This window comes from Desulfuromonas sp. AOP6 (assembly GCF_009731355.2).
In the GTDB taxonomy this organism is placed as follows: Bacteria; Desulfobacterota; Desulfuromonadia; order Desulfuromonadales; family SZUA-540; genus SZUA-540.
Genome location: NZ_AP022810.1, coordinates 118,130 through 136,670 on the forward strand (window position 1 = coordinate 118,130; position 18,541 = coordinate 136,670).

The window sequence follows — 18,541 nt, forward strand, 5'->3', positions numbered from 1 at the left end:
GCCTCGATTAGCGCAGGCTCTGACCCCATTTGTGAATATCGGAGGTTTGACCATGAAAAAGTTCATGTTGCGCTCATTGGGCGCCATGTTGTTAACCTTGCTGGGAACAGCTCCAGCAATCAGTGCTGAAGAACAGGATTTTGGCGGTCCGGAAATAGCCTATGAAAAGCCTGTCAAGGGTGTCGTCTTCAGCCACAAGACGCATGTGGGTGACTATGGTTTCTCTTGCGACAGCTGCCACGACGGAATCTTCGACATGATGGAAGGCGCCGCCTTTGAAAATGGCGATTTCACCATGGCCAGCATGTACCAGGGTAAATATTGTGGTGCCTGTCATGATGGATCCATGGCTTTTGCGTCCAACACCCAGTGTGCCTCCTGCCATGTGCAGGATGGTGGCGATATCATCTATACCGAGCCGGTTGTGGGAGTCCTTTTCAGTCATGCAGTCCACAGCGACATGGGCCTGGATTGTGCCAGTTGTCATGAAGGGCTGTTTGAGATGCGAGCTCTCGCGGCACAGGAAAAGGACAATTTCGTAATGGAGGCACTTTACCAGGGTGAGTACTGCGGTGCCTGCCATGACGGATCCATGGCTTTTGCTTCCGATACCCAATGTGCGACCTGCCATATCGGTGTTAAAGGTTACCGCCGGGCCGTAGGTTCTGCAGCCAAAGAGAAGCCTGCGCACTAAATCAAAGAAAGTGGTTTGGGGAGGGGTGACCTATTCGCCCCTCCTTATTTTGCCGCCATGCCAGACACAAAAAGACTGACTTTAAAGCTTATTCGTTTTGTCGCCATTATGGTCGTCGGTTCAGTCTTGACGGCAGTTTTGCTCATTCTTGCTGTCCCAGCCCTGGGGAAGTGGCCGACCGTGATTACTGCAGTTGCCATTGCCCTGTTCATTGCCATGTATGACATGGGACTTTTCAAGGGTGATTTTGAAATTTGACCTGCCGTTAACATCTCTTGCATAGAGCAAGGCCTCTGCAACGAATCTTGATGGTTCTATTCCACCCCCTAGCTTGCTTCTTTTGTGTTGATTATGCCCAAAGTCGACCACTGCAAACAGTTGACCGTCATACTGAACAGCGTTGCCGACGGTGTTTTCACCGTCGACGATCGTATGCGGATAACCTTGTTCAATAAGGCAGCTGAAGAAATTACGGGCTTCACCGAAGAAGAGGCGATTGGCCGGCATTGTCATGATATTTTCCGCACGGATGTGTGTTTTACTTCCTGTCCTGTCAAGGAAGCGTTGGAGTCCGGGCAGCCTGTTATAAATCGTGAAGTAGACATCATCACAAAAGAAGGAAAGAAAGTTCCCATCTCCATCAGTGCCTCAATGCTGAAGGATGAAAACGGTAAGCCTCTTGGTGGTGTGGAGACTTTTAGGGATCAATCCCTTATTTACGCTCTCAAAAAAGAGATAGAGGAAAAATACACCTTTCATGATCTAGTCAGTCGCAATCCTGCTATGCGACGACTTTTTGATGTCCTCCCTGACATTGCCTCCAGTGAGGCGACCGTTTTGCTCAAAGGGGAGAGCGGGACAGGCAAGGAGCTTTTTGCTCAGGCGATTCATGATTTAAGTCCTAGACGAAAAGGACCTTTAGTCATTGTAAACTGTGGAGCCCTGCCCGAACCCCTGCTTGAGGCGGAAATATTTGGAGCTCGTCGAGGGGCCTATACCGGCTCTATTGAAAATCGACCGGGTCGCCTGGAGATGGCCGAGGGGGGCACACTTTTTCTTGATGAGATTGGGGACTTACCCCTTCCTTTGCAGGTTAAGCTGCTGCGAGTCCTGGAGAACCATGAATATCAGCCCCTGGGAGCAAGAAGCCCCCAAAAGGCTGATGTCCGTTTTCTCACGGCGACAAATTGTGACCTGGAAGATATGGTCGAAAAAGGAACCTTCCGTAGGGACTTGTTTTTTCGCATCAACGTAGTCGCTTTGCAAATTCCCCCACTGCGTGAGAGGCCCGAAGATATTCCTTTGTTGATTGACGTTTTTCTTGATCGTTTTAACCGAACCTACGGCAAGAAGATAAGGGGTTTTTCCGGAGAAGCACTCCAGTTTTTACTGGGTCACCAATATCCAGGTAATGTCCGAGAGTTGCTGAATCTGGTTGAGCAGACCGTTATTCTATGTCGCAGCGGAGAAATTGGCGTTGAGCATCTTCCCGCTGGATTCCTCGAGGCTAACGATCGCGATGAAGATGTCAGTTTCGGGCGACGTAGCCGCATTAATAAAGCGATTCTTCAGGACTTGCTCGCCCGTTATGAGGGGAATCGCACCAAGGTTGCCAGGGAGCTGGGCGTGGACAGAACAACCCTGTGGCGATGGATGAAAAAATTTGATTTGAAAAACTAGTATTTCGGTTCAATAGCAGAATTTAAAGCGCGTCAGCCTTACAGACTGATGCGCTTTTTTTTGTCTATGCAACACAGCGTGTTGCACTCGTGTCGTTGTTGCAGGTCGCAACATGTTGCAATATGTGCGCAACGGCTCGCGTATGCGGTAGACAGGCCGTTAAGAGCGCTTTAATGGATTGCGCCATGCAACAGTGATGCATAACGCAACATTCAGGGGTGTTAGGTTTGGAGGCAAAAAAATTTAATAAGTTTTCAAGTACCTAAAAACACTAAGGAAAGTAGAAATTTTGTGCAAATATCTTTTTTGGCACATCTCTTGGAATATAGAAAGTCAAACAACAGCGGTAACGGAGATAAGCCATGGGGAGTCAATATCTTGGAATGAAGTTGGGGCAAAAAATAGCAGTTCCCTATTATGGGACGCTGGTAAGACCGAAAGCTGGCTATGAAAGTCTATACCTTGTTGCAGATGTTGCAGCGGGAGGTTCTGCCACGTTGCAATTTAAGGTTTGCATCTGGGATAAAAACAGTAGACCTAAAATCGTTGAGTGGCTGCAGGAGATAGGGGTGAACGGAATAATTTGCAGCGATGAAAAAGTTGAGGTGGAAGAACTTTTGGCTGGTGAGGGAATCTGGCTTGAAAAAGGAAAGTTTGGTGATGCGGCGGATTTAGTAGCTTTGTGTGTCAGCAGCATGGAGAGCAACAGAAACAATAACTAACAACAAAGGAAGGTGCCTTATGAGAGTCGAAAACAGCAAAAGCAAGCCGGTTAGTGACAAGTATCTCCGTAACACTCTGATGGCCATGGGCGTGGTGGCGCTATCTGCCAGTCTCTATGTCGCCTGGCCAGCCTTGGTACATTTGGGGAGCAAAATGATCTAGGGCTTCAATAACTAATTTATCAAACAAAGAAAACGGAGGTAGTTATGAGAACCGAGAATCTTATCAGCGATCCTATTAAAGCCACCTATAAATTCGGCGTATACAGTGCCATGGGCTTTGTTGGTCTTTCCCTTGCCGCATTCATTGCCTGGTCGTTTACTTGCGCAGGGGGTGCCTTGATCGAAGTAATTGGCAAGATGGTTTAGTCGGAAAAATAAAAACCCAAAAAAGTGGAGGTTGCTATGAAAGCAGAAAATATTATAACCGAACCGATTAAAATGACTTACAAAGTTGGTGTTTATAGCGCGATGACTTTTGTAGGGGTCTTTCTGGCAGCCTTCGTGTCCTGGTCATTCTGCTGTGCTGGAGGGGCCATTATTGAAGGGTTGGGCAAGTTGATTTGATAGGGCAGAAAAGGGTTTAAAAGATGCGGAAAGGGGGAGGTCATGATGATTTTGAACGCAAGTAATAAGCCCATTGGTTTGGGGGCAGGCCTTGGATTGGCTGCAGTGCTTGTGCTCATAGGGTTTGTCACCTCCCTCTTTCTTTTGTGGTCGGTGTCCTGTCTTGGGGGGGGTGCGTTTTTGCTGGCCAGCGGATTCTGCTGAAAGTCGATTGGGATTAAAGGCCGCTACAATCAAAATGTTGCAAAATAAAGAGTTGCATCGACTGTTGCATTATTTTGAAACGCATAAGTAGCTTATAAGTAAAGACAAACATTTGAGTCGATGAAAACAGACATAAAAATCGTTGAATATACAACGTAAAATGTAGGGTGCAAATAGCCTCTTGTGAATGATTGCTCGATAACACTTCGGAATAATTACAAAAGAACAAGATGTTGTCGGTTTAATTATTGGGCATGATTTTTGGATTGGCCTAAAGACTGCGAGAAAGAGGGGTTTTATGAGACCTGAAAACAGTGTAAGCAAGCCCCTTTCAGGCGTATATCGACACTTGTTGGAAAAGGACGAGTGCAATCGAATTGCTATTCCCTACTATGGAGCGATCCTGAGACCGGGAGTAGGTATTGAAAAACTTTACTTCATCGCGGACGTCGATAAAAAGAATTCTTCCCTAAAGCGAGTATTTTTGGAGGTATGGAATTCGAAGATATCGCCAGAGTTGCCGGGTTGGTTGCGGGATAAAGGCGTAAGCGGACTGGTGTGTAGGGACGGTTGTCGGAGTTACCTCCAACCGATGGAAGCCGCAGGAATCAAAGTTCTATTAGATAAGGCACTTGATCTGGCCTGGATAGAAGGAATGGCCACAACCTCAAGAAGAGCCTGAATGCTCTGTTGTGTGGCTTATTAAGTAGAGGTGGCAACGTGAGGATCGCTATAACAGCCAGAGGTTCCCACCCTTCCAGTGAAGTTGATGAAAGCTTTGGGCGGGCTTATTGGTTTCTGCTTTTTGATACGAAAACTGAAAGCTATGTAGCTGTCGATAATACCGTTATCAGAAACTCGCAGGAGAATGCCGGAGTAAAAGCTGCAGAGCTACTGAAGGAGCGAAACGTCAATATATTGTTGACTGGAGAGACAGGCCCCAAAGCTTTTCGCTCTCTAGTGGAGAAAGGGATAAAGGTGTTTCATGGTGCTTCTGGATCTGTTGAAGATACTCTGAATGCCTGGCTGGAAAAAGGGATGATAGAAGCAGAACACGCTAACAGCCCGGGTAGTCCTTATTGCCTGGTCGTTCAATCAAAAACACTGCAGGTCGATGCTCCGAAAGTTTTGCTCGATTTGTTGAAGCCATAGATAGGTCTTCCAGCCTATTGATAAAGGACGGAAGCCATGGAGGGACTTATGAAAAAGTCAAAAAAATTTCATCAAATCTTGAACTCGTTTTACAAAATTGGTTTGTACAATATCGTTGCTGCCACTGTTGTTTGGTGTTCAATCTTTGTCATCTGGTCAATCGTAAATTTTGTAGTGACATCAAAAATAGGGACGGGTGTTTTTATATAGACTCTAACAGGTCAAAGGAAAACATAATGAAATCTCAGTTCGTCCTGCCGATCGAAATAAGACATATATTTAAAGTCGGTCTTTTCATTGTAATAACAATGATCGGGCTCGCTGTGACAGCCTTTATTCTTTGGGCCCTGTTTTGTATGGGGTCGGCCTGCGTCCAGGTTCTGTCTACTGGTAATTACTAGGTAACGGCTTTTTTGATGGGCAGAAATGAAGATCTGATAATTTAAATAGATAATTTATCCAGAGATCTGGCTTCTCGACGAGAAAAGTTGATCTCTAAATTTTTTGTGTTAAATGATGAAATGAACCACATAAGCGGACCCTTTAACCTTTGGCCGGCCCATTTCCAAAAATCCCGGGCCCAGCCTAAAGAGTTTTGTCGAAATGCCTGCCCTCAATGTGGAGCATCAGAGGCGTATTCTCTTAAGGATGGCCGGAAAAAATGTGTAATTTGCGGGAAAAAGTTTAGTTCCCTTCCGAGGAAGAGTCGGATATCAATGGACCTGTCAAGGCGAGTGGTCCGACAGTTTATCTCCATGGTGCCTGCAAGACAGGCCGCTGCAGCAGTGGGTGTTAATCATAAAACTAGTCTTAGAATATATAAGAAAATCAGGTTGTCGCTACTTGACAAGAATCAGATGCTTGCCAATCAGTATATTAATGAATGTGACCCCACTGAAGATATTTTAAAATATTGCCCCGGCGAGGAGACCATTCCATTATTTGCCGTTGCAACCTTACATCAGAAAATCGTCCTGTTGCCCGCTTATATCGAAGGAATGTGGGCAAAGGTCAATTTTCCCGCTTCAGTTGTATATGCTGATCGACATTCTGCCTTCAACCTCGATTTTGAGATGTTTGATCAAAGAAGCCTGAGCGTTCAAGCTGGATCATGCTTGATTAAACCATGGCTTTTTTGGCCATATGCCAGAGATCAATTAAGGATTTATCATGGGGGTGTAAAGGTCAACTTTCCGCTATTCCTCCATGAGATGGCATTTCGATTCAATCTTTCCCTGTCCGGCGATCAGGAGGAGGGTATCATTGATGACCTTGTCGCCTGTTTATAGAATGATCGTTTTGAACGGTCATGTGTTTTCACTTTTATTGGAGGAGCAATGAAATGAAGTTCTGCCGAATTCTCACTGTAGTCCTTGGTGTTTGGCTACTGGGTACTGCCGTCCCTGCCCTGGCCAAAATGGCCCCCGATCCGAATGCATGCCTTCAGTGTCATGCAGATGTGGTATCCGCCTCCGATTTTATGGATTCGGTCCATGGAAAAAATGCCTGCACAAGCTGCCATGTGGAGGTTACCGATCTCGATGAGCACTTGGCAGGGAACATTGAGATCGGGGCTGTAAATTGTGCTACTTGCCATTCCAATGAGCACCGGGACCATGCTGATAGTGTGCATGCGGAAAGTGGTATAGGCTGCATCGAATGCCACTCTGACATTCATGGGCAGGCAAAATTAAGTGGATCTAAAGTAGCTGTGGTCGAAAAATGCAGTGAGTGCCACGATGTTGAAAGCTACGTTCAATCAAGTCATGGTCTGGCCATCGCAGCTGGGAAAAATGATTCGGCCGCCTGTAACGATTGTCATGGGATTCACGGCGTGGCCAGAGTGCCAGATCCTGAAACATCAGAAGGTGGTGCCTTTAAGACAGCGGCATGCATCGAGTGTCATGCGGATGAAGAGAAGATGGAACATGCTGGTGTTAATCCGCATGCAGTAGAAACCTACCTGGAGAGCTATCATGGCAAGAACTACCGACTAGGATTTCCCCAGCAATCTGCTGGGTGTGCCGATTGCCATAGCGCCCACGGCGTCCTGCCCCCAAGCCATGCTGAGTCAACTATCGGTGAAGCAAAAATAGTAGACACCTGTGCTGCTTGCCATCCTAAAGCTACCAGTCAATTCACTAAATTTTACGCCCATGGAGACCACGGAGATCGGGAAAATTATCCGATCATGTACTATACCTTCATCAGTATGACCGGCCTTCTGATCGGAACTTTTACAGTGTTCTGGATTCACACGCTCCTGTGGATGTTCCGTGGATTTGTGGAGAACAGGCAGAAGGCAGCAGCTCTTGCCGCCGGACATGAAGCGCATCATATTCCCGAGGCGCATAAACAATATCGTCGATTTGAAAAAAGGCACATTTTCTTGCACCTTACCGTCATCATCAGCTTTCTTGGGCTATCGCTTACTGGCTTGCCCCTGAAGTTTGCGGATCAGCCTTGGGCCCAGACGATGATGTCTTTCTTTGGTGGCGTGCATTACGCCGGCCTCATTCACCGCGGGTGCGCTATCCTGACCTTCTACTATTTCGTGGGCGCCATCCTCATGAGCATTGATTTCCTTTTTATCCGCAGGGATATCAAGGCGCATCCGTTTGTAAGACTCTTCGGCCCAGATTCTTTGATGCCAAACTTCAGGGATGTCCGTGATGTGACCGCGATGGTTCGCTGGTTCTTCTTCAAAGGGCCAAAGCCAGCCTTTGAGCGCTGGACCTACTGGGAGAAATTCGACTTCCTGGCGGTCTTCTGGGGTATGTTCGCCATCGGCGGCTCAGGCCTCATGTTATGGTTCCCCGAGATTTTCGGGACATTCCTGCCCGGTTGGATGTTCAACGTTGCCACCATCGTTCATTCGGACGAAGCTCTGTTGGCTACCGGGTTCATTTTCACTGTTCATTTCTTTAATACCCACGGGCGACCCGAAAAGTTCCCCATGGACTTCGTTATCTTCAATGGTCAGATGACCAAGGAAGAATTTATTGAAGAGCGCGGCGATCAATGGAAGCGCTACGAAGAGGAAGGTACAACGGAGAATTATGTGGTGACCAAGCCAAGTGGAGTGCTGTATGACTTCTTCTTCAAAGGGTTTGGGTTCCTCGCCTTCTTCACAGGGATAACTTTGGCTATCCTGATGCTGTACGCTTTCATCAGCGGGTAATCTTTCGAGTCCTTAAATAAGCAGGCCCCCGGTTCTTACCGGGGGCCTGCAAGGAGTAGTGAATTATGGCGAAAAAACAGGGAATAGGTCTAGCTGTAGTCGCTTTTGCCTTTTACATCATTGGAGGTATAGGCACTTTCGGTGGCCTCATTTTGATGGGAATGATGCGGGGGCAGAATGTCATGGGCTGGGGTGACGGCACTGGTATTGGTAGTCTCTTCCTCGCGGCAGGGTTATGCCTGTCTATTCTCGGCGTTTTGCTTATGCGTCTTTTCCGCAACAGGGGTTTCGCCTGAAACCTAATACCCTTTGTGAAAAACTCTTTTCAAGGCCGGTGTGACAACCTTCCTTAACCAAAGAAGCAGCCAGCCAAGCGGTGTGCCTTTAAGGCGTATTTCATCGAGCAGGATCTGTTTTTCCGATAAGGCGTGCTGGTCGTTCGGGTTGATGGCCAAAGCTTTATCGAAGCAGGATAAGGCCTCTTCCTCCCGCCGCAGGCGCGACAGGGAAACCCCCTTGTTACGGATGGCATGAGTGTTTTCCGGTTCGATATCTAAAACGCGGTCGAAGCACTGAAGGGCCAGGTCATCCATCATCAGTTTGGATAGGCAGACGCCTTTTTGGCCCAGTGCCGTTACGTTTCTGCCATTCAACTGCAGGGCCCTGTCCAGCATGGCAATGGATTCCCGCACACGTCCCCGGATAGAAAGAACGACTCCGTAGTTGGCATACAGGAAATCGGCAGGGGGCGCTTTTTCAATTGCCTCTGCCAGAAGTCGCTCTCCCTGCTTCAAGTCTCCTTCCAGACAAAAAGCCTCGCCCTCAAAAAACAGGGCAAATCCTTCATCCCCATGGTCACGGGCGTCCCTGGCCATTTGTCGGGACAAGGCAATGGCGTCAACAGAACTGGTGTCTTCAAGATCGGCAATCCGTTGAAAAGCCTGAAAATATATTTGAATGTCCTGAGCCATGGCAAGGCCTTTCCTTTGACGAGTTAAATGACAAAGCCGATTCTAGCAAAACAAGGTCTGGGTTCAAACCAAAAAAAAGGGCGCATCCCGAGGAATGCACCCTTTCTTGCGACCAGGTCAAACGATCGTTACTTCGCGAGAAGTTGCAGAACGTTGTCGGTGAAGGGGTTGGCGAAGAGGATGATCATCGCTACAACGAAAACGTAGATAGCGAGGGACTCGATCATCGCCAGACCAATCATCATGGTGGTCAGAATTTTGCCGCTGGCGCCGGGGTTGCGGGCCACGCCTTCAACGGCGCTTTTAATAGCAATACCCTGGCCAAGGCCGGTACCAAAAGAACCGATAGCCATCCCGAAACCTGCAGCGATCATGCACCAAGCAAAAAATTCCATGTTACTTCTCCTTCTTTTCTGGGTTTATTGTTCCTATACGATATAGGACTTGGTTTGTGACGAAAATCTTCAAATTAGTGTGCTTCTTCAAGGGCGCCAGCAATATAAATCATCGCCAGCAGAGTGAAAACGAAAGTCTGGATAAAGGCAATCAGCACTCCCATCATCATCATTGGCACCGGAAGCAGGAAGGGAACGAGGGCCAGGAAAATCATGAGTACGATTTCATGTCCGTACATGTTCCCGAATAGACGCAGAGAAAGAGACAGGGGCCGGGCCAGGTGGCCGATAATTTCAATGATAAAAATGAGGGGAGCCAGTACAAGAATGGGTCCCATGAAATGCTTCAGATAGCCGATGCCATGCTCCTTGACGCCAATAATATGGGTCATGGCGAAAACAGTCAGAGCCAGAGCGGCGTTGGTATTAAGGTTGGCAGTAGGAGGGTAGAAACCAGGGATAAGGGCAATCAGGTTTGAAACCAGTATGAAAAGAGCAAAGGTGGCAATCAGCGGGAAGTAGGCCTTGCCCTTGGGACCCATGGTCTCTTCTATGAGGTTTTCGACGCCGGTGACGACAACTTCCATGAAGTTCTGCATTCCTTTCGGGACGGCTTGCACGCTGCGTGAGGCGAGAAAGGCGACCAGAACGAGAACGATCATGACGAACCAGGTGTAGGTGACATGTTCACCGATGTGGGTATGAAGTTGCTGTTCGAGCCATTGCAAAAAGAGAAACGGGTGCGTCATGATAGTTTATGCCTCCTCGCTCAGAAAGAACGTTTCAGGGTCGTCCAGATAATATTGATAACCACAACCGACAATCCTAAGGCCAGACCGACAGGGTGTACTTTAAATATGACAATCAGTACAACCAAGGCTGTGGCCAAGGCTCCCAGCCGAATAACGTAGCTGAGTTTAAAGCCTCTGGTGGAATGTTGCTGTGGATCTCCTATAAGCTTTTTCAGGGAAAAATGCAGCCAATGGAAACCCGATATAGCAACAATTCCTCCGGTTAACACCCCAAGAATAATGGGTGGTGAAGCACTGATACCGCTGAGAACCACCAGGATTCCGAGAATGAGCCAGTTGCGGCGAGAAAGATCGCGCAGCAGGCTGTCCTCATTCATATTTGCTGGGATCCTGATTTTCCATCTCCTGTCGTTTGAGCTCGCGATTGGTCAGAATGTAAATATTCCGAAAACCAGAGACGATGCCCAGGAGAAGGAATATGAGGGTGAGCCAGGGCGAGGTGCCGAGCCATCTGTCAAGGTAGTAACCCATGGCCAGACCGATAAAGGTGCTGGCAACCATGGATATTCCCACGCTCGACAGGAATCCGACGGACTTGATCAGTTGACTTCTGTCTTTAGCCATGAACCCCTTTTGAGCCTACCGCTTACACCATCCCATAAAAACCAGCCCTTATTAGCACAGGGACTATCCCATGTCAACCACGTTTATGGCGGCGAATCAGCTGGATCCACGTTTTCTGCCCTTCCAGTCACGCAGGCTCCAGGACAGTTGGCTGCAGAGACCTCGTAGTAAAGAAAGGTCATCCTGGCTGGGTGCGGCCCGATGCATGAGTTGCCTTATTCGGTTCATAACAGCTTCAGGGCGAGCAGGATTGAGGAAGGCGATGCGGGTCAAGATCGATTCCACCTGGCCAAAGAGTTCTTCCATCTCACCCTGACGAGGAGTTGGCGCCATGATAGTCGAGGAGCTGGTCTTAGGGGTGCGACTCAACTCGTACAGAAAGAGTATAACGGCCTGGGCAAGGTTGAGGGACCCGAGCTCCAAGGAGGTCTCGACGCTGGCGGCGTGCGAGCAAAGCGCGACCTCGTCACTGGTCAGTCCAGAGTCTTCCCGACCAAAGATGAGGCCGAGTCGACCCTCGGGAGGCAGTTTTTGCTGCAGAGTGGGAACCTTGGAGATATCCAGAAGATCGCCCCTGAGCCTTCCTGGGCGACGCGTGGTAGCCACAGACAGGGTCAGGTCGTCGATGGCGGCGGTCAAGCTGGGGAAAAGGCGGGCCTCGCCGAGGAGGTGGTTGGCTGCTACGGCGAACTTTCTGGCCTCGGGGTGCAGATGCAGGCAAGGGTTGACAAGACGCAAGTCTTTGCAGCCGAAGTTGGCCATGGCCCTGCACACCATGCCGATATTGCCGGGGCTTTGCGGCTCTACCAGGATAACGCTGATATGGGCCAATGAAATGTTCATAACCACTGAAATCTTGGGTGAAGGTGAATGGCCACCTCTGAGAGTCAGCCGTCAGAGGTGGCCATTCTAAAATCTAGTGAAATAGGAGGAACTGGAGCTTAGCCGTTGGCATTCAGCCCTTTGAAAGATGCGTAGGCGGCCTCGACAGTCTTGTCCAGATCGTCGGTGGTGTGGGCCACGCTCATGAACCCGGCCTCGAACTGACTCGGTGCCAGATTGACGCCCCTGTCGAGCATCGAACGGAAGAATTTGCCAAAGGAAGCCGTATCGCTTTTGGAGGCATCGGCAAAAGAGTAAACGGGCCCCTCGGTGAAGTAGGTGCAGAACATGCCGCCGACGCGCTGCCAGCAGGTGGCAAAAGGTGCGGCCTTGGCCGCCTCGATAAGGCCTTTTTCAAGATAGGCGCTTTTTTCTTCAATGCGCTGATAGAAGCCATCTTCTTTCAGAAGTTCCAAGGTGGCGATACCGGCGCTCATGGCCAGCGGATTGCCCGAGAGCGTTCCGGCCTGATAAACGCCTCCTTCGGGGGATAGATGGTCCATGATTTCGCGTTTGCCGCCAAAAGCGCCGACCGGAAGGCCGCCGCCAATAATCTTGCCAAGACAGACGAGGTCGCCACGGACACCAAAGCGTTCCTGCGCGCCCCCATAGGCAACACGGAAACCGGTCATGACCTCGTCAACAATGAGGAGAATGCCCTCGCGGTCACAGAGAGATCGCAAACCGGCGAGGAAGCCATCCCTGGGAGGTACGCACCCCATGTTGCCGGCGATCGGTTCAAGGATAATGCAGGCCACCGCGCCCTTGTTGGCCTCGGCGAGGCGCGTAACGTCCTCAAGGTCGTTGTAAGTAGCGGTGAGGGTGTGTTTGGCAAAATCTGCCGGCACGCCAGGAGAAGTCGGGACGCCAAAGGTGGCAGCCCCAGAGCCGGCTTTCACCAGCAGGGAGTCGGCATGGCCATGGTAGCAGCCGTCAAACTTGATGATCTTGTCCCGACCGGTGAAGCCACGGGCCAGGCGGATGGCGCTCATGGTCGCTTCGGTGCCAGATGAAACCATGCGCACCTTTTCAATGTTGGGATAGGCTTCACAGACCATCTCGGCCAAGGTGATTTCTTTTTCGGTAGGGGCTCCGAAAGAGGCGCCGCTGTCAGCCGCGGATTTGATGGCCTCGACAACCTTGGGATGGCAGTGCCCGAGAATCATGGGCCCCCAGGAGCCAACATAGTCGATGTAGCTGTTACCATCAACGTCGTAAAGATGAGAGCCCTGGGCCCGACTGATGAAAACAGGGTCACAACCAACGGACTTGAAGGCCCTGACAGGACTGTTGACCCCACCGGGTATGGTTTTCTTCGCCTGGGTAAAGAGTGTGGTTGAATTCGAGTGATTCATGGGGCCCCCTTCTTTTCGCCCGGAAGGCGTCGTGAAAAAGAATTGATATGACCGTATGCGCAGATCAAGTTTAAGTAGATGACTGCTTAACACAGGGGGCAGAACATGTCAAGAAGTTGAAAAATAACGGGAAGTTGTCGGCCGGTTGCGAGAGGCCTGGGGTTGTAGAGAAGTTATTTATAAAGAGCTGGGGTGGTCGCTTTCGATTTTTAATCTGGCTGGTCGGGCGCATAACAAGTTGACAATGTTATGGTCTTATCTTATAAAAACCGCTCAGACCAATCGGTATATTTTGGGCTGTGTCCGCAGCCGCGCAGGGAGTATGCATGGCCGAGCTTTTACTGATTCTGGTCGGTGCCATTTTCGTCAATAACTTTGTTCTTGCACGATTTCTTGGCATCTGTCCTTTCCTTGGAGTCTCCAAAAAAGTCGAAACGGCCCTCGGGATGGGGATGGCGGTCACTTTCGTCATGACCATCGCCGCGGTGGTCACCTGGTTTATTCAATACTTCATTCTCAATCCTTTTGGTCTCGAATATTTACAGACCATCGCTTTTATCCTGGTCATTGCCTCTCTCGTTCAATTGGTCGAGATGGTCATACAGAAAGCCAGTCCCGTACTTTACCAGTCCCTCGGCATTTTTCTCCCCCTTATAACCACCAATTGTGCGGTGCTTGGCCTGGCGGTGCTGAATATCCAGAAGGAGTACTCCTTCCTCGAAAGCGTCATTTTTGCCATAGGCGCGGCGCTGGGTTTTACGCTGGCCATGGTCCTTTTTGCCGGTTTGCGGGAGCGGGTAGATATGTGTCCTGTACCACCAAGTTTTAAGGGAACAGCCATCGCTCTGGTGACGGCCGGATTATTGTCATTGGCATTTATGGGTTTTGCCGGGCTGGTCAAAGGCTAAACCACGGAACGGGGAAGTTTTTTCGGATGTTGGAAGCTGTAATCAGCCTGGGCGGGATCGGATTTTTGGCAGCTGTGGCCTTGGGTGCTGCCGCCAAAAAGTTTGCCGTCGAAGTAGATCCCAGAGAAGCCGCCATCCTGGAGGTTTTATCTGGAGCCAACTGCGGCGCTTGCGGATATCCCGGTTGCGGTGCCTATGCTAAGGCCGTTGTGTCTGGCGAGGCCGCCCCGACCCTGTGTCCTGCCGGCGGGGCTGCTACGGTTCGCGATATTTCCCGCATTATGGGAGTAGAGGCCGTAGCGGCAGACCCCGAGACAGCGGTCGTTCTTTGCCAGGGAGACAACGAGTCGGCCCGCGTGAAATATCACTATCTCGGCCTGGAGGATTGTCAGGCTGCCCAAAAGATTGCCGAAGGGCCCAAAACCTGTCCGGGTGGCTGCCTTGGGCTGGGATCCTGCGTCCGCGCCTGTCCCTTCGAGGCGATAGAGATTACAGCTAGAGGGCTCGCCGTTATCGATCGGGAGAGATGCACGGGCTGCCGGAAATGCGTATCCGTCTGCCCCCGCTCCGTTATCCGCATGACTCCAAGACTCGCCACGGTCCATGTGCTGTGCAACAGTCAGGACAAAGGGGTCCTCGTGCGGAAATATTGCCAGATTGGCTGCATCAGCTGTCAAATCTGCAAAAAAACAGCGCCTGAAGCCTATGTTATCGAAAACAACCTGGCTCGGGTTGAGTATGCTCACCATGAAGATGCGGCGCTGGCCGTGACCAAATGTCCGACCAAGTGCATCTTGGATTTTTCCCAGGCATATCCGCCGGGGAGCCAATGTGTGCCATCTTCCCCGCAACCCACGGCAGGCGACCTGTAGTGGCCCTGGTTTCCAGGTAAGAGAAAGCGATCGGTGGATGAAGTTGACAGTCTTTTCGGGAGGGGTTCATCCCTCCGATAATAAAGAATGGTCCGCCCATAAGCCCATTGAGGTCTGCCCGCTGCCCGAAGAGTTGGTGATCCCTCTGTCGCAGCACATCGGGGCCCCAGCCAAGAGTTGTGTGGCGCCGGGGGACCGCGTTCTCAGGGGTCAGGTCGTGGGCGAGGCGCATGGATTTGTTTCCGTTCCCGTCCACGCCTCCACCTCCGGTGAAGTGGTGGCGGTGGAACCCAGGCTTCATCCTTTTGGAAGCTTTCTTCCAGCCGTGGTCATCCGTCCTGATGGTGAGGATGCTTGGGCGCCGGGCCTCTCTGCCGCCGATCCCGACGCACTTTCCCGTAGTGAGATTGTTGACCGAATCCGTTCGGCCGGTATCGTCGGCATGGGGGGAGCTACTTTTCCCACGCACGTCAAGCTCAGTCCTCCCGAGGAAAAACCAATCAACACCCTGATCATCAATGGTGTCGAGTGCGAGCCTTACCTGACAGCCGATCATCGTTTGATGCTCGAGGAGACAGACAAAATTGTTGACGGTATTCGGATCGTCCAGAAGGCCCTCGGAGCCGAACGCGTCATCGTTGGCATAGAGGTGAATAAGCCTGATGCCGTCGTGGCGATGGCCGAGGCCTGCCGTCCGCATGGCATCGAAGTGGTGGGGCTACCCGTGATGTATCCACAGGGGGCTGAAAAGCAGCTGATTGTTTCGCTGGTTGGGAAAGAAGTTCCTTCCGGGGGCCTGCCTATGGATATCGGGGTCGTCGTGCAGAATGTGGGAACCTGTGCGGCCATTTCGGATGCGGTCCGTTTGGGTCGTCCGCTGATCGAAAGAATCGCCACGGTTACTGGGGATGCTGTAGCCGAACCCAAGAATCTCCGTGTTCGCATAGGAACCTCCCTGGCGCATATGGTGGCCTTTGCTGGTGGCAGCAAGGGAGAGGTCGGGAAAGTTATCATGGGGGGGCCGATGATGGGAGCTGCCCAACTGTCTCTGGATGTGCCGGCAACCAGGGGAACATCTGGTGTTCTTCTCTTTAGTGAGCGTCTTGTCGCGTCTCAGCAGGAAGGTCCATGTATCCGCTGTGGGCGCTGCGTTCATGTCTGTCCCTCCCGTATTTTGCCCACTTCAATTTCGTCTTACGCCAGGATAGATCTTATGGATGAGGCTGAAGGACTGGGTGCCATGGACTGTATCGAATGTGGTTGCTGTGCCTATTCGTGCCCGGCACGGATTCCCCTGGTGCAGGCCATCCGCTATGCCAAAGGTGCCATTCTGGCCAAACGAAGGAAGCTTTGACGTGGAAAAACAGCTGTACCTCTCATCTTCTCCCCATATCCATGCAGGGGAAACCACTGAGAAGATCATGCGGGCCGTTATCTACAGCCTTTTGCCTGCCTGTGGAGTAGCGATCTATTTTTTCGGTCACCAGGCGCTGCTGATTTTGCTTCTTTGCGTTGTCGGCTGTGTGGTTGCCGAAGCTGTCTGTCAGAAGATGATGCATAGGCCTGTAACTATTGCCGACGGCAGTGCAGCTCTGACCGGCATTCTCCTCGCCCTCAATTTGCCACCCTCGAGTCCTTGGTGGCTGGCTGTCCTTGGTGCCGTCATCGCCATTGTGGTCGGCAAGCAGGTCTATGGCGGGCTCGGATACAATCCTTTCAATCCGGCCCTGGTGGCACGTGTTGTTTTGCTGATATCCTTCCCCGTGCAGATGACAGCTTGGACAAGCCCTTCGCCGCTGGGCTCAAATGTTGACGTTGTGACCGCCGCTACACCGCTGGGGGAAATGAAAACCGCCGTGATGCTTACCGGTGAACTGCCCCTTGCGGCCAAGCAGGGTTTTTCGGATTATTTCCTCGGGAACATGGCCGGCTCTTTGGGTGAAATCTCTGCCCTGGCGCTGCTTCTTGGCGGCATATATCTGTTGTGGCGGCGCATTATTACCTGGCACGTCCCCGCATCCTTTATCGGCTCTACCGTGATTTTTTCCGGCATTTTCTGGCTTGTCGACTCCAGTCGCTATCCCAGTCCCCTTTTCCATTTGCTTACCGGCGGCCTGATTCTCGGAGCCCTCTACATGGCAACGGACATGGTGACGGGGCCAATAACCCCTAAGGGCCTCATCGTTTTCGGGATAGGCTGTGGTGTCATCACCGTGCTCATAAGACTTTTCGGAGGTTACCCAGAAGGGGTTTCCTTTGCCATTTTGCTTATGAACGCCGCCACCCCTTTGATTGATCGTCTGACCCGACCCCAAAAGTATGGGCTGGCCTCGGCGCGGCGCTGAGGGGAGAGTGTTGTCATGAAAGAAATCGGACGTCTGGCCCTTGTATTGACACTTATTGCCGCTGGTGCGGCTCTGATTCTCTCCCTGGTGGAAGCTGTGACCAGGGCGCCTATCGCTGAAACCCGACGTCAGGAAACCCTCAAGGCTATTCGGGCCGTCTTGCCTGCTGAAATCGACAATTCTCCTGATGAAGACACTGTGGATCTCGTGGCCGGCAAGGATAAAAAGGGGCGCGATGTAGTTCACACCTTTTATCGTGGAAGAAAAGAGGGGCAGGTGACTGGTGTCGCCTTTAAGGTCGTAGCGCCTGACGGCTACAGCGGGAACATTGTCATTATGGTTGGGGTTATGCCCGATGGGCGAGTTCATGGCGTAGAGATTTTGTCTCATGCAGAAACTCCCGGTCTTGGTGATGCCATTGAATTGCCCTGGTTTAAAAAGCAGTTCAGCGGAAAAAGTCTTGAAAATGCGGATTGGCGCGTGAAAAAAGATGGTGGACAGTTCGACCAGATCACTGGTGCCACCATTTCCCCCAGAGCCATTGTGGGCGCCGTCAAAAAGGGGCTGGAGTTTTTTTCTTCCAACCGGATAGAGGTACTGGCATCCGGGGAGGGGTCGAGATGAGGCTCATGACAGAATTTTCCAAAGGGATCTGGAGAGAGAATCCTGTATTTAAGCTTGTTCTTGGCATGTGTCCAGCTTTGGCCGTGACAACCAGTGCCGAAAATGGTTTAGGCATGGGGCTGGCTACCACCTTTGTCCTTGTGTGTTCCAATATTGTCGTTTCTCTCATGCGCCGTCTTATCCCCTCCAAAGTGCGCATTCCTGCCTTTATTGTCGTGGTCGCTTCGTTTGTCACTGTTGTGCAGCTGTGTATGGAGGCCTATTTATACGATCTGTATAAAGCGCTGGGCCTTTTTATTCCGCTCATTGTGGTTAACTGCCTGATCCTCGGTCGTGCGGAAGCTTTTGCGTCCAAAAACCCTTTGCCCGTATCTGTCATGGACGGAATAGGTATGGGGCTGGGCTTCACCCTGTCCTTGTTCATTCTTGGGGGGGTGCGTGAAATTCTAGGCTCTGGGGCTTTGCTGGGCTACAGTTTGTTTGGGGCGACCTACAAGCCTTTCCTCCTTATGATCCTGCCTCCCGGTGCTTTCATTGCCCTTGGTTTTCTCCTGGCCCTGATGAACCGCTTTGAATCCAGAAGGTCATAGACCGTGAAGCCTCTAGGCTGGCG

Annotated in this window: 25 protein-coding genes; 18 read left to right on the forward strand and 7 right to left on the reverse strand. The window is 50.9% G+C overall.

Translation table 11 applies throughout. The features are described from left to right. Positions 1 to 52: 52 nt before the first annotated feature. The 12 genes from AOP6_RS15220 to AOP6_RS00615 all read left to right on the forward strand — a co-directional run bounded on the left by AOP6_RS15220 (position 53) and on the right by AOP6_RS00615 (position 8,496). A complete protein-coding gene (locus tag AOP6_RS15220; RefSeq protein WP_225897318.1) occupies positions 53 to 694 on the forward strand; it encodes a c(7)-type cytochrome triheme domain-containing protein in 642 nt (213 codons plus the stop codon). Between the two features lie 15 nt (positions 695 to 709). Beyond that, complete coding sequence (locus AOP6_RS00565) at positions 710 to 952, forward strand: hypothetical protein (protein WP_155874702.1); 243 nt, start codon at positions 710 to 712, stop codon at positions 950 to 952. 93 nt (positions 953 to 1,045) lie between these two features. Then, positions 1,046 to 2,374: a sigma 54-interacting transcriptional regulator gene (locus AOP6_RS00570; RefSeq protein WP_155874703.1), complete on the forward strand. Its 1,329-nt coding sequence runs from the start codon at positions 1,046 to 1,048 to the stop codon at positions 2,372 to 2,374. Positions 2,375 to 2,736: 362 nt separating this feature from the next. Continuing rightward, complete coding sequence (locus AOP6_RS00575; RefSeq protein WP_155874704.1) at positions 2,737 to 3,096, forward strand: hypothetical protein; 360 nt, start codon at positions 2,737 to 2,739, stop codon at positions 3,094 to 3,096. A 19-nt stretch (positions 3,097 to 3,115) separates the two neighbouring features. Then, entirely contained in the window at positions 3,116 to 3,259 is a 144-nt protein-coding gene (locus AOP6_RS00580) for a hypothetical protein (protein ID WP_213194683.1), read from the forward strand. Positions 3,260 to 3,303: 44 nt separating this feature from the next. Beyond that, positions 3,304 to 3,465 carry a hypothetical protein gene (locus AOP6_RS00585; protein WP_155874705.1) on the forward strand — a complete coding sequence of 54 codons (162 nt, stop codon included), beginning with the start codon at positions 3,304 to 3,306 and terminating at the stop codon, positions 3,463 to 3,465. Between the two features lie 36 nt (positions 3,466 to 3,501). Next, a complete protein-coding gene (locus tag AOP6_RS00590) occupies positions 3,502 to 3,663 on the forward strand; it encodes a hypothetical protein (RefSeq protein WP_155874706.1) in 162 nt (53 codons plus the stop codon). Between the two features lie 502 nt (positions 3,664 to 4,165). Then, positions 4,166 to 4,549: a hypothetical protein gene (locus AOP6_RS00595; RefSeq protein WP_155874707.1), complete on the forward strand. Its 384-nt coding sequence runs from the start codon at positions 4,166 to 4,168 to the stop codon at positions 4,547 to 4,549. A 38-nt stretch (positions 4,550 to 4,587) separates the two neighbouring features. Beyond that, a complete protein-coding gene (locus tag AOP6_RS00600; protein ID WP_213194685.1) occupies positions 4,588 to 5,019 on the forward strand; it encodes a NifB/NifX family molybdenum-iron cluster-binding protein in 432 nt (143 codons plus the stop codon). 857 nt (positions 5,020 to 5,876) lie between these two features. Next, on the forward strand, positions 5,877 to 6,308 hold the full coding sequence (locus tag AOP6_RS00605; protein WP_155874709.1) for a hypothetical protein: 432 nt from the start codon (positions 5,877 to 5,879) through the stop codon (positions 6,306 to 6,308). A 53-nt stretch (positions 6,309 to 6,361) separates the two neighbouring features. Continuing rightward, positions 6,362 to 8,200: a cytochrome c3 family protein gene (locus AOP6_RS00610; RefSeq protein ID WP_155874710.1), complete on the forward strand. Its 1,839-nt coding sequence runs from the start codon at positions 6,362 to 6,364 to the stop codon at positions 8,198 to 8,200. 65 nt (positions 8,201 to 8,265) lie between these two features. Next, positions 8,266 to 8,496: a hypothetical protein gene (locus AOP6_RS00615; RefSeq protein WP_155874711.1), complete on the forward strand. Its 231-nt coding sequence runs from the start codon at positions 8,266 to 8,268 to the stop codon at positions 8,494 to 8,496. A 3-nt stretch (positions 8,497 to 8,499) separates the two neighbouring features. Here AOP6_RS00615 and AOP6_RS00620 read toward each other — a convergent pair whose 3' ends face one another. The 7 genes from AOP6_RS00620 to hemL all read right to left on the reverse strand — a co-directional run bounded on the left by AOP6_RS00620 (position 8,500) and on the right by hemL (position 13,179). Continuing rightward, on the reverse strand, positions 8,500 to 9,171 hold the full coding sequence (locus AOP6_RS00620) for a tetratricopeptide repeat protein (protein WP_155874712.1): 672 nt from the start codon (positions 9,169 to 9,171) through the stop codon (positions 8,500 to 8,502). A gap of 128 nt (positions 9,172 to 9,299) precedes the next feature. Beyond that, positions 9,300 to 9,566 carry an ATP synthase F0 subunit C gene (gene atpE, locus AOP6_RS00625; protein ID WP_155874713.1) on the reverse strand — a complete coding sequence of 89 codons (267 nt, stop codon included), beginning with the start codon at positions 9,564 to 9,566 and terminating at the stop codon, positions 9,300 to 9,302. A gap of 74 nt (positions 9,567 to 9,640) precedes the next feature. After that, positions 9,641 to 10,315: a F0F1 ATP synthase subunit A gene (atpB, locus tag AOP6_RS00630; protein ID WP_155874714.1), complete on the reverse strand. Its 675-nt coding sequence runs from the start codon at positions 10,313 to 10,315 to the stop codon at positions 9,641 to 9,643. 20 nt (positions 10,316 to 10,335) lie between these two features. Further along, positions 10,336 to 10,695 (reverse strand): ATP synthase subunit I, encoded by a 360-nt coding sequence (locus AOP6_RS00635; protein ID WP_155874715.1) that lies wholly within the window; start codon positions 10,693 to 10,695, stop codon positions 10,336 to 10,338. Next, positions 10,688 to 10,942: an AtpZ/AtpI family protein gene (locus AOP6_RS00640; protein ID WP_155874716.1), complete on the reverse strand. Its 255-nt coding sequence runs from the start codon at positions 10,940 to 10,942 to the stop codon at positions 10,688 to 10,690. Before AOP6_RS00640 ends, AOP6_RS00635 begins: the two co-directional genes overlap by 8 nt. A 96-nt stretch (positions 10,943 to 11,038) precedes the next feature. Further along, positions 11,039 to 11,785 carry an RNA methyltransferase gene (locus AOP6_RS00645; protein ID WP_155874717.1) on the reverse strand — a complete coding sequence of 249 codons (747 nt, stop codon included), beginning with the start codon at positions 11,783 to 11,785 and terminating at the stop codon, positions 11,039 to 11,041. A 98-nt stretch (positions 11,786 to 11,883) separates the two neighbouring features. Next, entirely contained in the window at positions 11,884 to 13,179 is a 1,296-nt protein-coding gene (gene hemL, locus AOP6_RS00650) for a glutamate-1-semialdehyde 2,1-aminomutase (RefSeq protein ID WP_155874718.1), read from the reverse strand. A gap of 326 nt (positions 13,180 to 13,505) precedes the next feature. Between hemL and rsxA the strand changes: the two genes are divergently transcribed. The 6 genes from rsxA to AOP6_RS00680 are packed head-to-tail and all read left to right on the forward strand — an operon-like array spanning position 13,506 to position 18,518. Continuing rightward, positions 13,506 to 14,087, forward strand: coding sequence for an electron transport complex subunit RsxA (gene rsxA, locus AOP6_RS00655; protein ID WP_155874719.1), 582 nt, complete (start codon positions 13,506 to 13,508; stop codon positions 14,085 to 14,087). A gap of 26 nt (positions 14,088 to 14,113) precedes the next feature. After that, the gene (locus AOP6_RS00660; protein ID WP_155874720.1) at positions 14,114 to 14,959 is read left to right on the forward strand and encodes an RnfABCDGE type electron transport complex subunit B; all 846 of its coding nucleotides are present in this window, start codon (positions 14,114 to 14,116) and stop codon (positions 14,957 to 14,959) included. A 37-nt stretch (positions 14,960 to 14,996) separates the two neighbouring features. Continuing rightward, positions 14,997 to 16,313, forward strand: a complete 1,317-nt coding sequence (rsxC, locus tag AOP6_RS00665; RefSeq protein WP_155874721.1) for an electron transport complex subunit RsxC — start codon at positions 14,997 to 14,999, stop codon at positions 16,311 to 16,313. Position 16,314: 1 nt separating this feature from the next. Continuing rightward, positions 16,315 to 17,304, forward strand: coding sequence for an RnfABCDGE type electron transport complex subunit D (locus AOP6_RS00670; RefSeq protein WP_155874722.1), 990 nt, complete (start codon positions 16,315 to 16,317; stop codon positions 17,302 to 17,304). A gap of 15 nt (positions 17,305 to 17,319) precedes the next feature. Further along, positions 17,320 to 17,928, forward strand: a complete 609-nt coding sequence (locus AOP6_RS00675) for an RnfABCDGE type electron transport complex subunit G (RefSeq protein WP_155874723.1) — start codon at positions 17,320 to 17,322, stop codon at positions 17,926 to 17,928. Further along, entirely contained in the window at positions 17,925 to 18,518 is a 594-nt protein-coding gene (locus AOP6_RS00680) for an electron transport complex subunit E (RefSeq protein ID WP_155874724.1), read from the forward strand. Before AOP6_RS00675 ends, AOP6_RS00680 begins: the two co-directional genes overlap by 4 nt. The last annotated feature ends 23 nt before the right edge of the window (positions 18,519 to 18,541 follow it).

What these genes read in the sequence shown, in the direction of transcription:
- AOP6_RS15220 (WP_225897318.1), top strand. Translation starts at nt 53, where the DNA reads ATGAAAAAGTTCATGTTGCGCTCATTGGGCGCCATGTTGTTAACCTTG.
- AOP6_RS00570 (WP_155874703.1), top strand. Translation starts at nt 1,046, where the DNA reads ATGCCCAAAGTCGACCACTGCAAACAGTTGACCGTCATACTGAACAGC.
- AOP6_RS00575 (WP_155874704.1), top strand. Translation starts at nt 2,737, where the DNA reads ATGGGGAGTCAATATCTTGGAATGAAGTTGGGGCAAAAAATAGCAGTT.
- AOP6_RS00580 (WP_213194683.1), top strand. Translation starts at nt 3,116, where the DNA reads ATGAGAGTCGAAAACAGCAAAAGCAAGCCGGTTAGTGACAAGTATCTC.
- AOP6_RS00585 (WP_155874705.1), top strand. Translation starts at nt 3,304, where the DNA reads ATGAGAACCGAGAATCTTATCAGCGATCCTATTAAAGCCACCTATAAA.
- AOP6_RS00590 (WP_155874706.1), top strand. Translation starts at nt 3,502, where the DNA reads ATGAAAGCAGAAAATATTATAACCGAACCGATTAAAATGACTTACAAA.
- AOP6_RS00595 (WP_155874707.1), top strand. Translation starts at nt 4,166, where the DNA reads ATGAGACCTGAAAACAGTGTAAGCAAGCCCCTTTCAGGCGTATATCGA.
- AOP6_RS00605 (WP_155874709.1), top strand. Translation starts at nt 5,877, where the DNA reads ATGCTTGCCAATCAGTATATTAATGAATGTGACCCCACTGAAGATATT.
- AOP6_RS00610 (WP_155874710.1), top strand. Translation starts at nt 6,362, where the DNA reads ATGAAGTTCTGCCGAATTCTCACTGTAGTCCTTGGTGTTTGGCTACTG.
- AOP6_RS00615 (WP_155874711.1), top strand. Translation starts at nt 8,266, where the DNA reads ATGGCGAAAAAACAGGGAATAGGTCTAGCTGTAGTCGCTTTTGCCTTT.
- AOP6_RS00620 (WP_155874712.1), bottom strand. Translation starts at nt 9,171, where the DNA reads ATGGCTCAGGACATTCAAATATATTTTCAGGCTTTTCAACGGATTGCC.
- atpE (WP_155874713.1), bottom strand. Translation starts at nt 9,566, where the DNA reads ATGGAATTTTTTGCTTGGTGCATGATCGCTGCAGGTTTCGGGATGGCT.
- atpB (WP_155874714.1), bottom strand. Translation starts at nt 10,315, where the DNA reads ATGACGCACCCGTTTCTCTTTTTGCAATGGCTCGAACAGCAACTTCAT.
- AOP6_RS00635 (WP_155874715.1), bottom strand. Translation starts at nt 10,695, where the DNA reads ATGAATGAGGACAGCCTGCTGCGCGATCTTTCTCGCCGCAACTGGCTC.
- AOP6_RS00640 (WP_155874716.1), bottom strand. Translation starts at nt 10,942, where the DNA reads ATGGCTAAAGACAGAAGTCAACTGATCAAGTCCGTCGGATTCCTGTCG.
- AOP6_RS00645 (WP_155874717.1), bottom strand. Translation starts at nt 11,785, where the DNA reads ATGAACATTTCATTGGCCCATATCAGCGTTATCCTGGTAGAGCCGCAA.
- hemL (WP_155874718.1), bottom strand. Translation starts at nt 13,179, where the DNA reads ATGAATCACTCGAATTCAACCACACTCTTTACCCAGGCGAAGAAAACC.
- rsxA (WP_155874719.1), top strand. Translation starts at nt 13,506, where the DNA reads ATGGCCGAGCTTTTACTGATTCTGGTCGGTGCCATTTTCGTCAATAAC.
- AOP6_RS00660 (WP_155874720.1), top strand. Translation starts at nt 14,114, where the DNA reads ATGTTGGAAGCTGTAATCAGCCTGGGCGGGATCGGATTTTTGGCAGCT.
- rsxC (WP_155874721.1), top strand. Translation starts at nt 14,997, where the DNA reads ATGAAGTTGACAGTCTTTTCGGGAGGGGTTCATCCCTCCGATAATAAA.
- AOP6_RS00675 (WP_155874723.1), top strand. Translation starts at nt 17,320, where the DNA reads ATGAAAGAAATCGGACGTCTGGCCCTTGTATTGACACTTATTGCCGCT.
- AOP6_RS00680 (WP_155874724.1), top strand. Translation starts at nt 17,925, where the DNA reads ATGAGGCTCATGACAGAATTTTCCAAAGGGATCTGGAGAGAGAATCCT.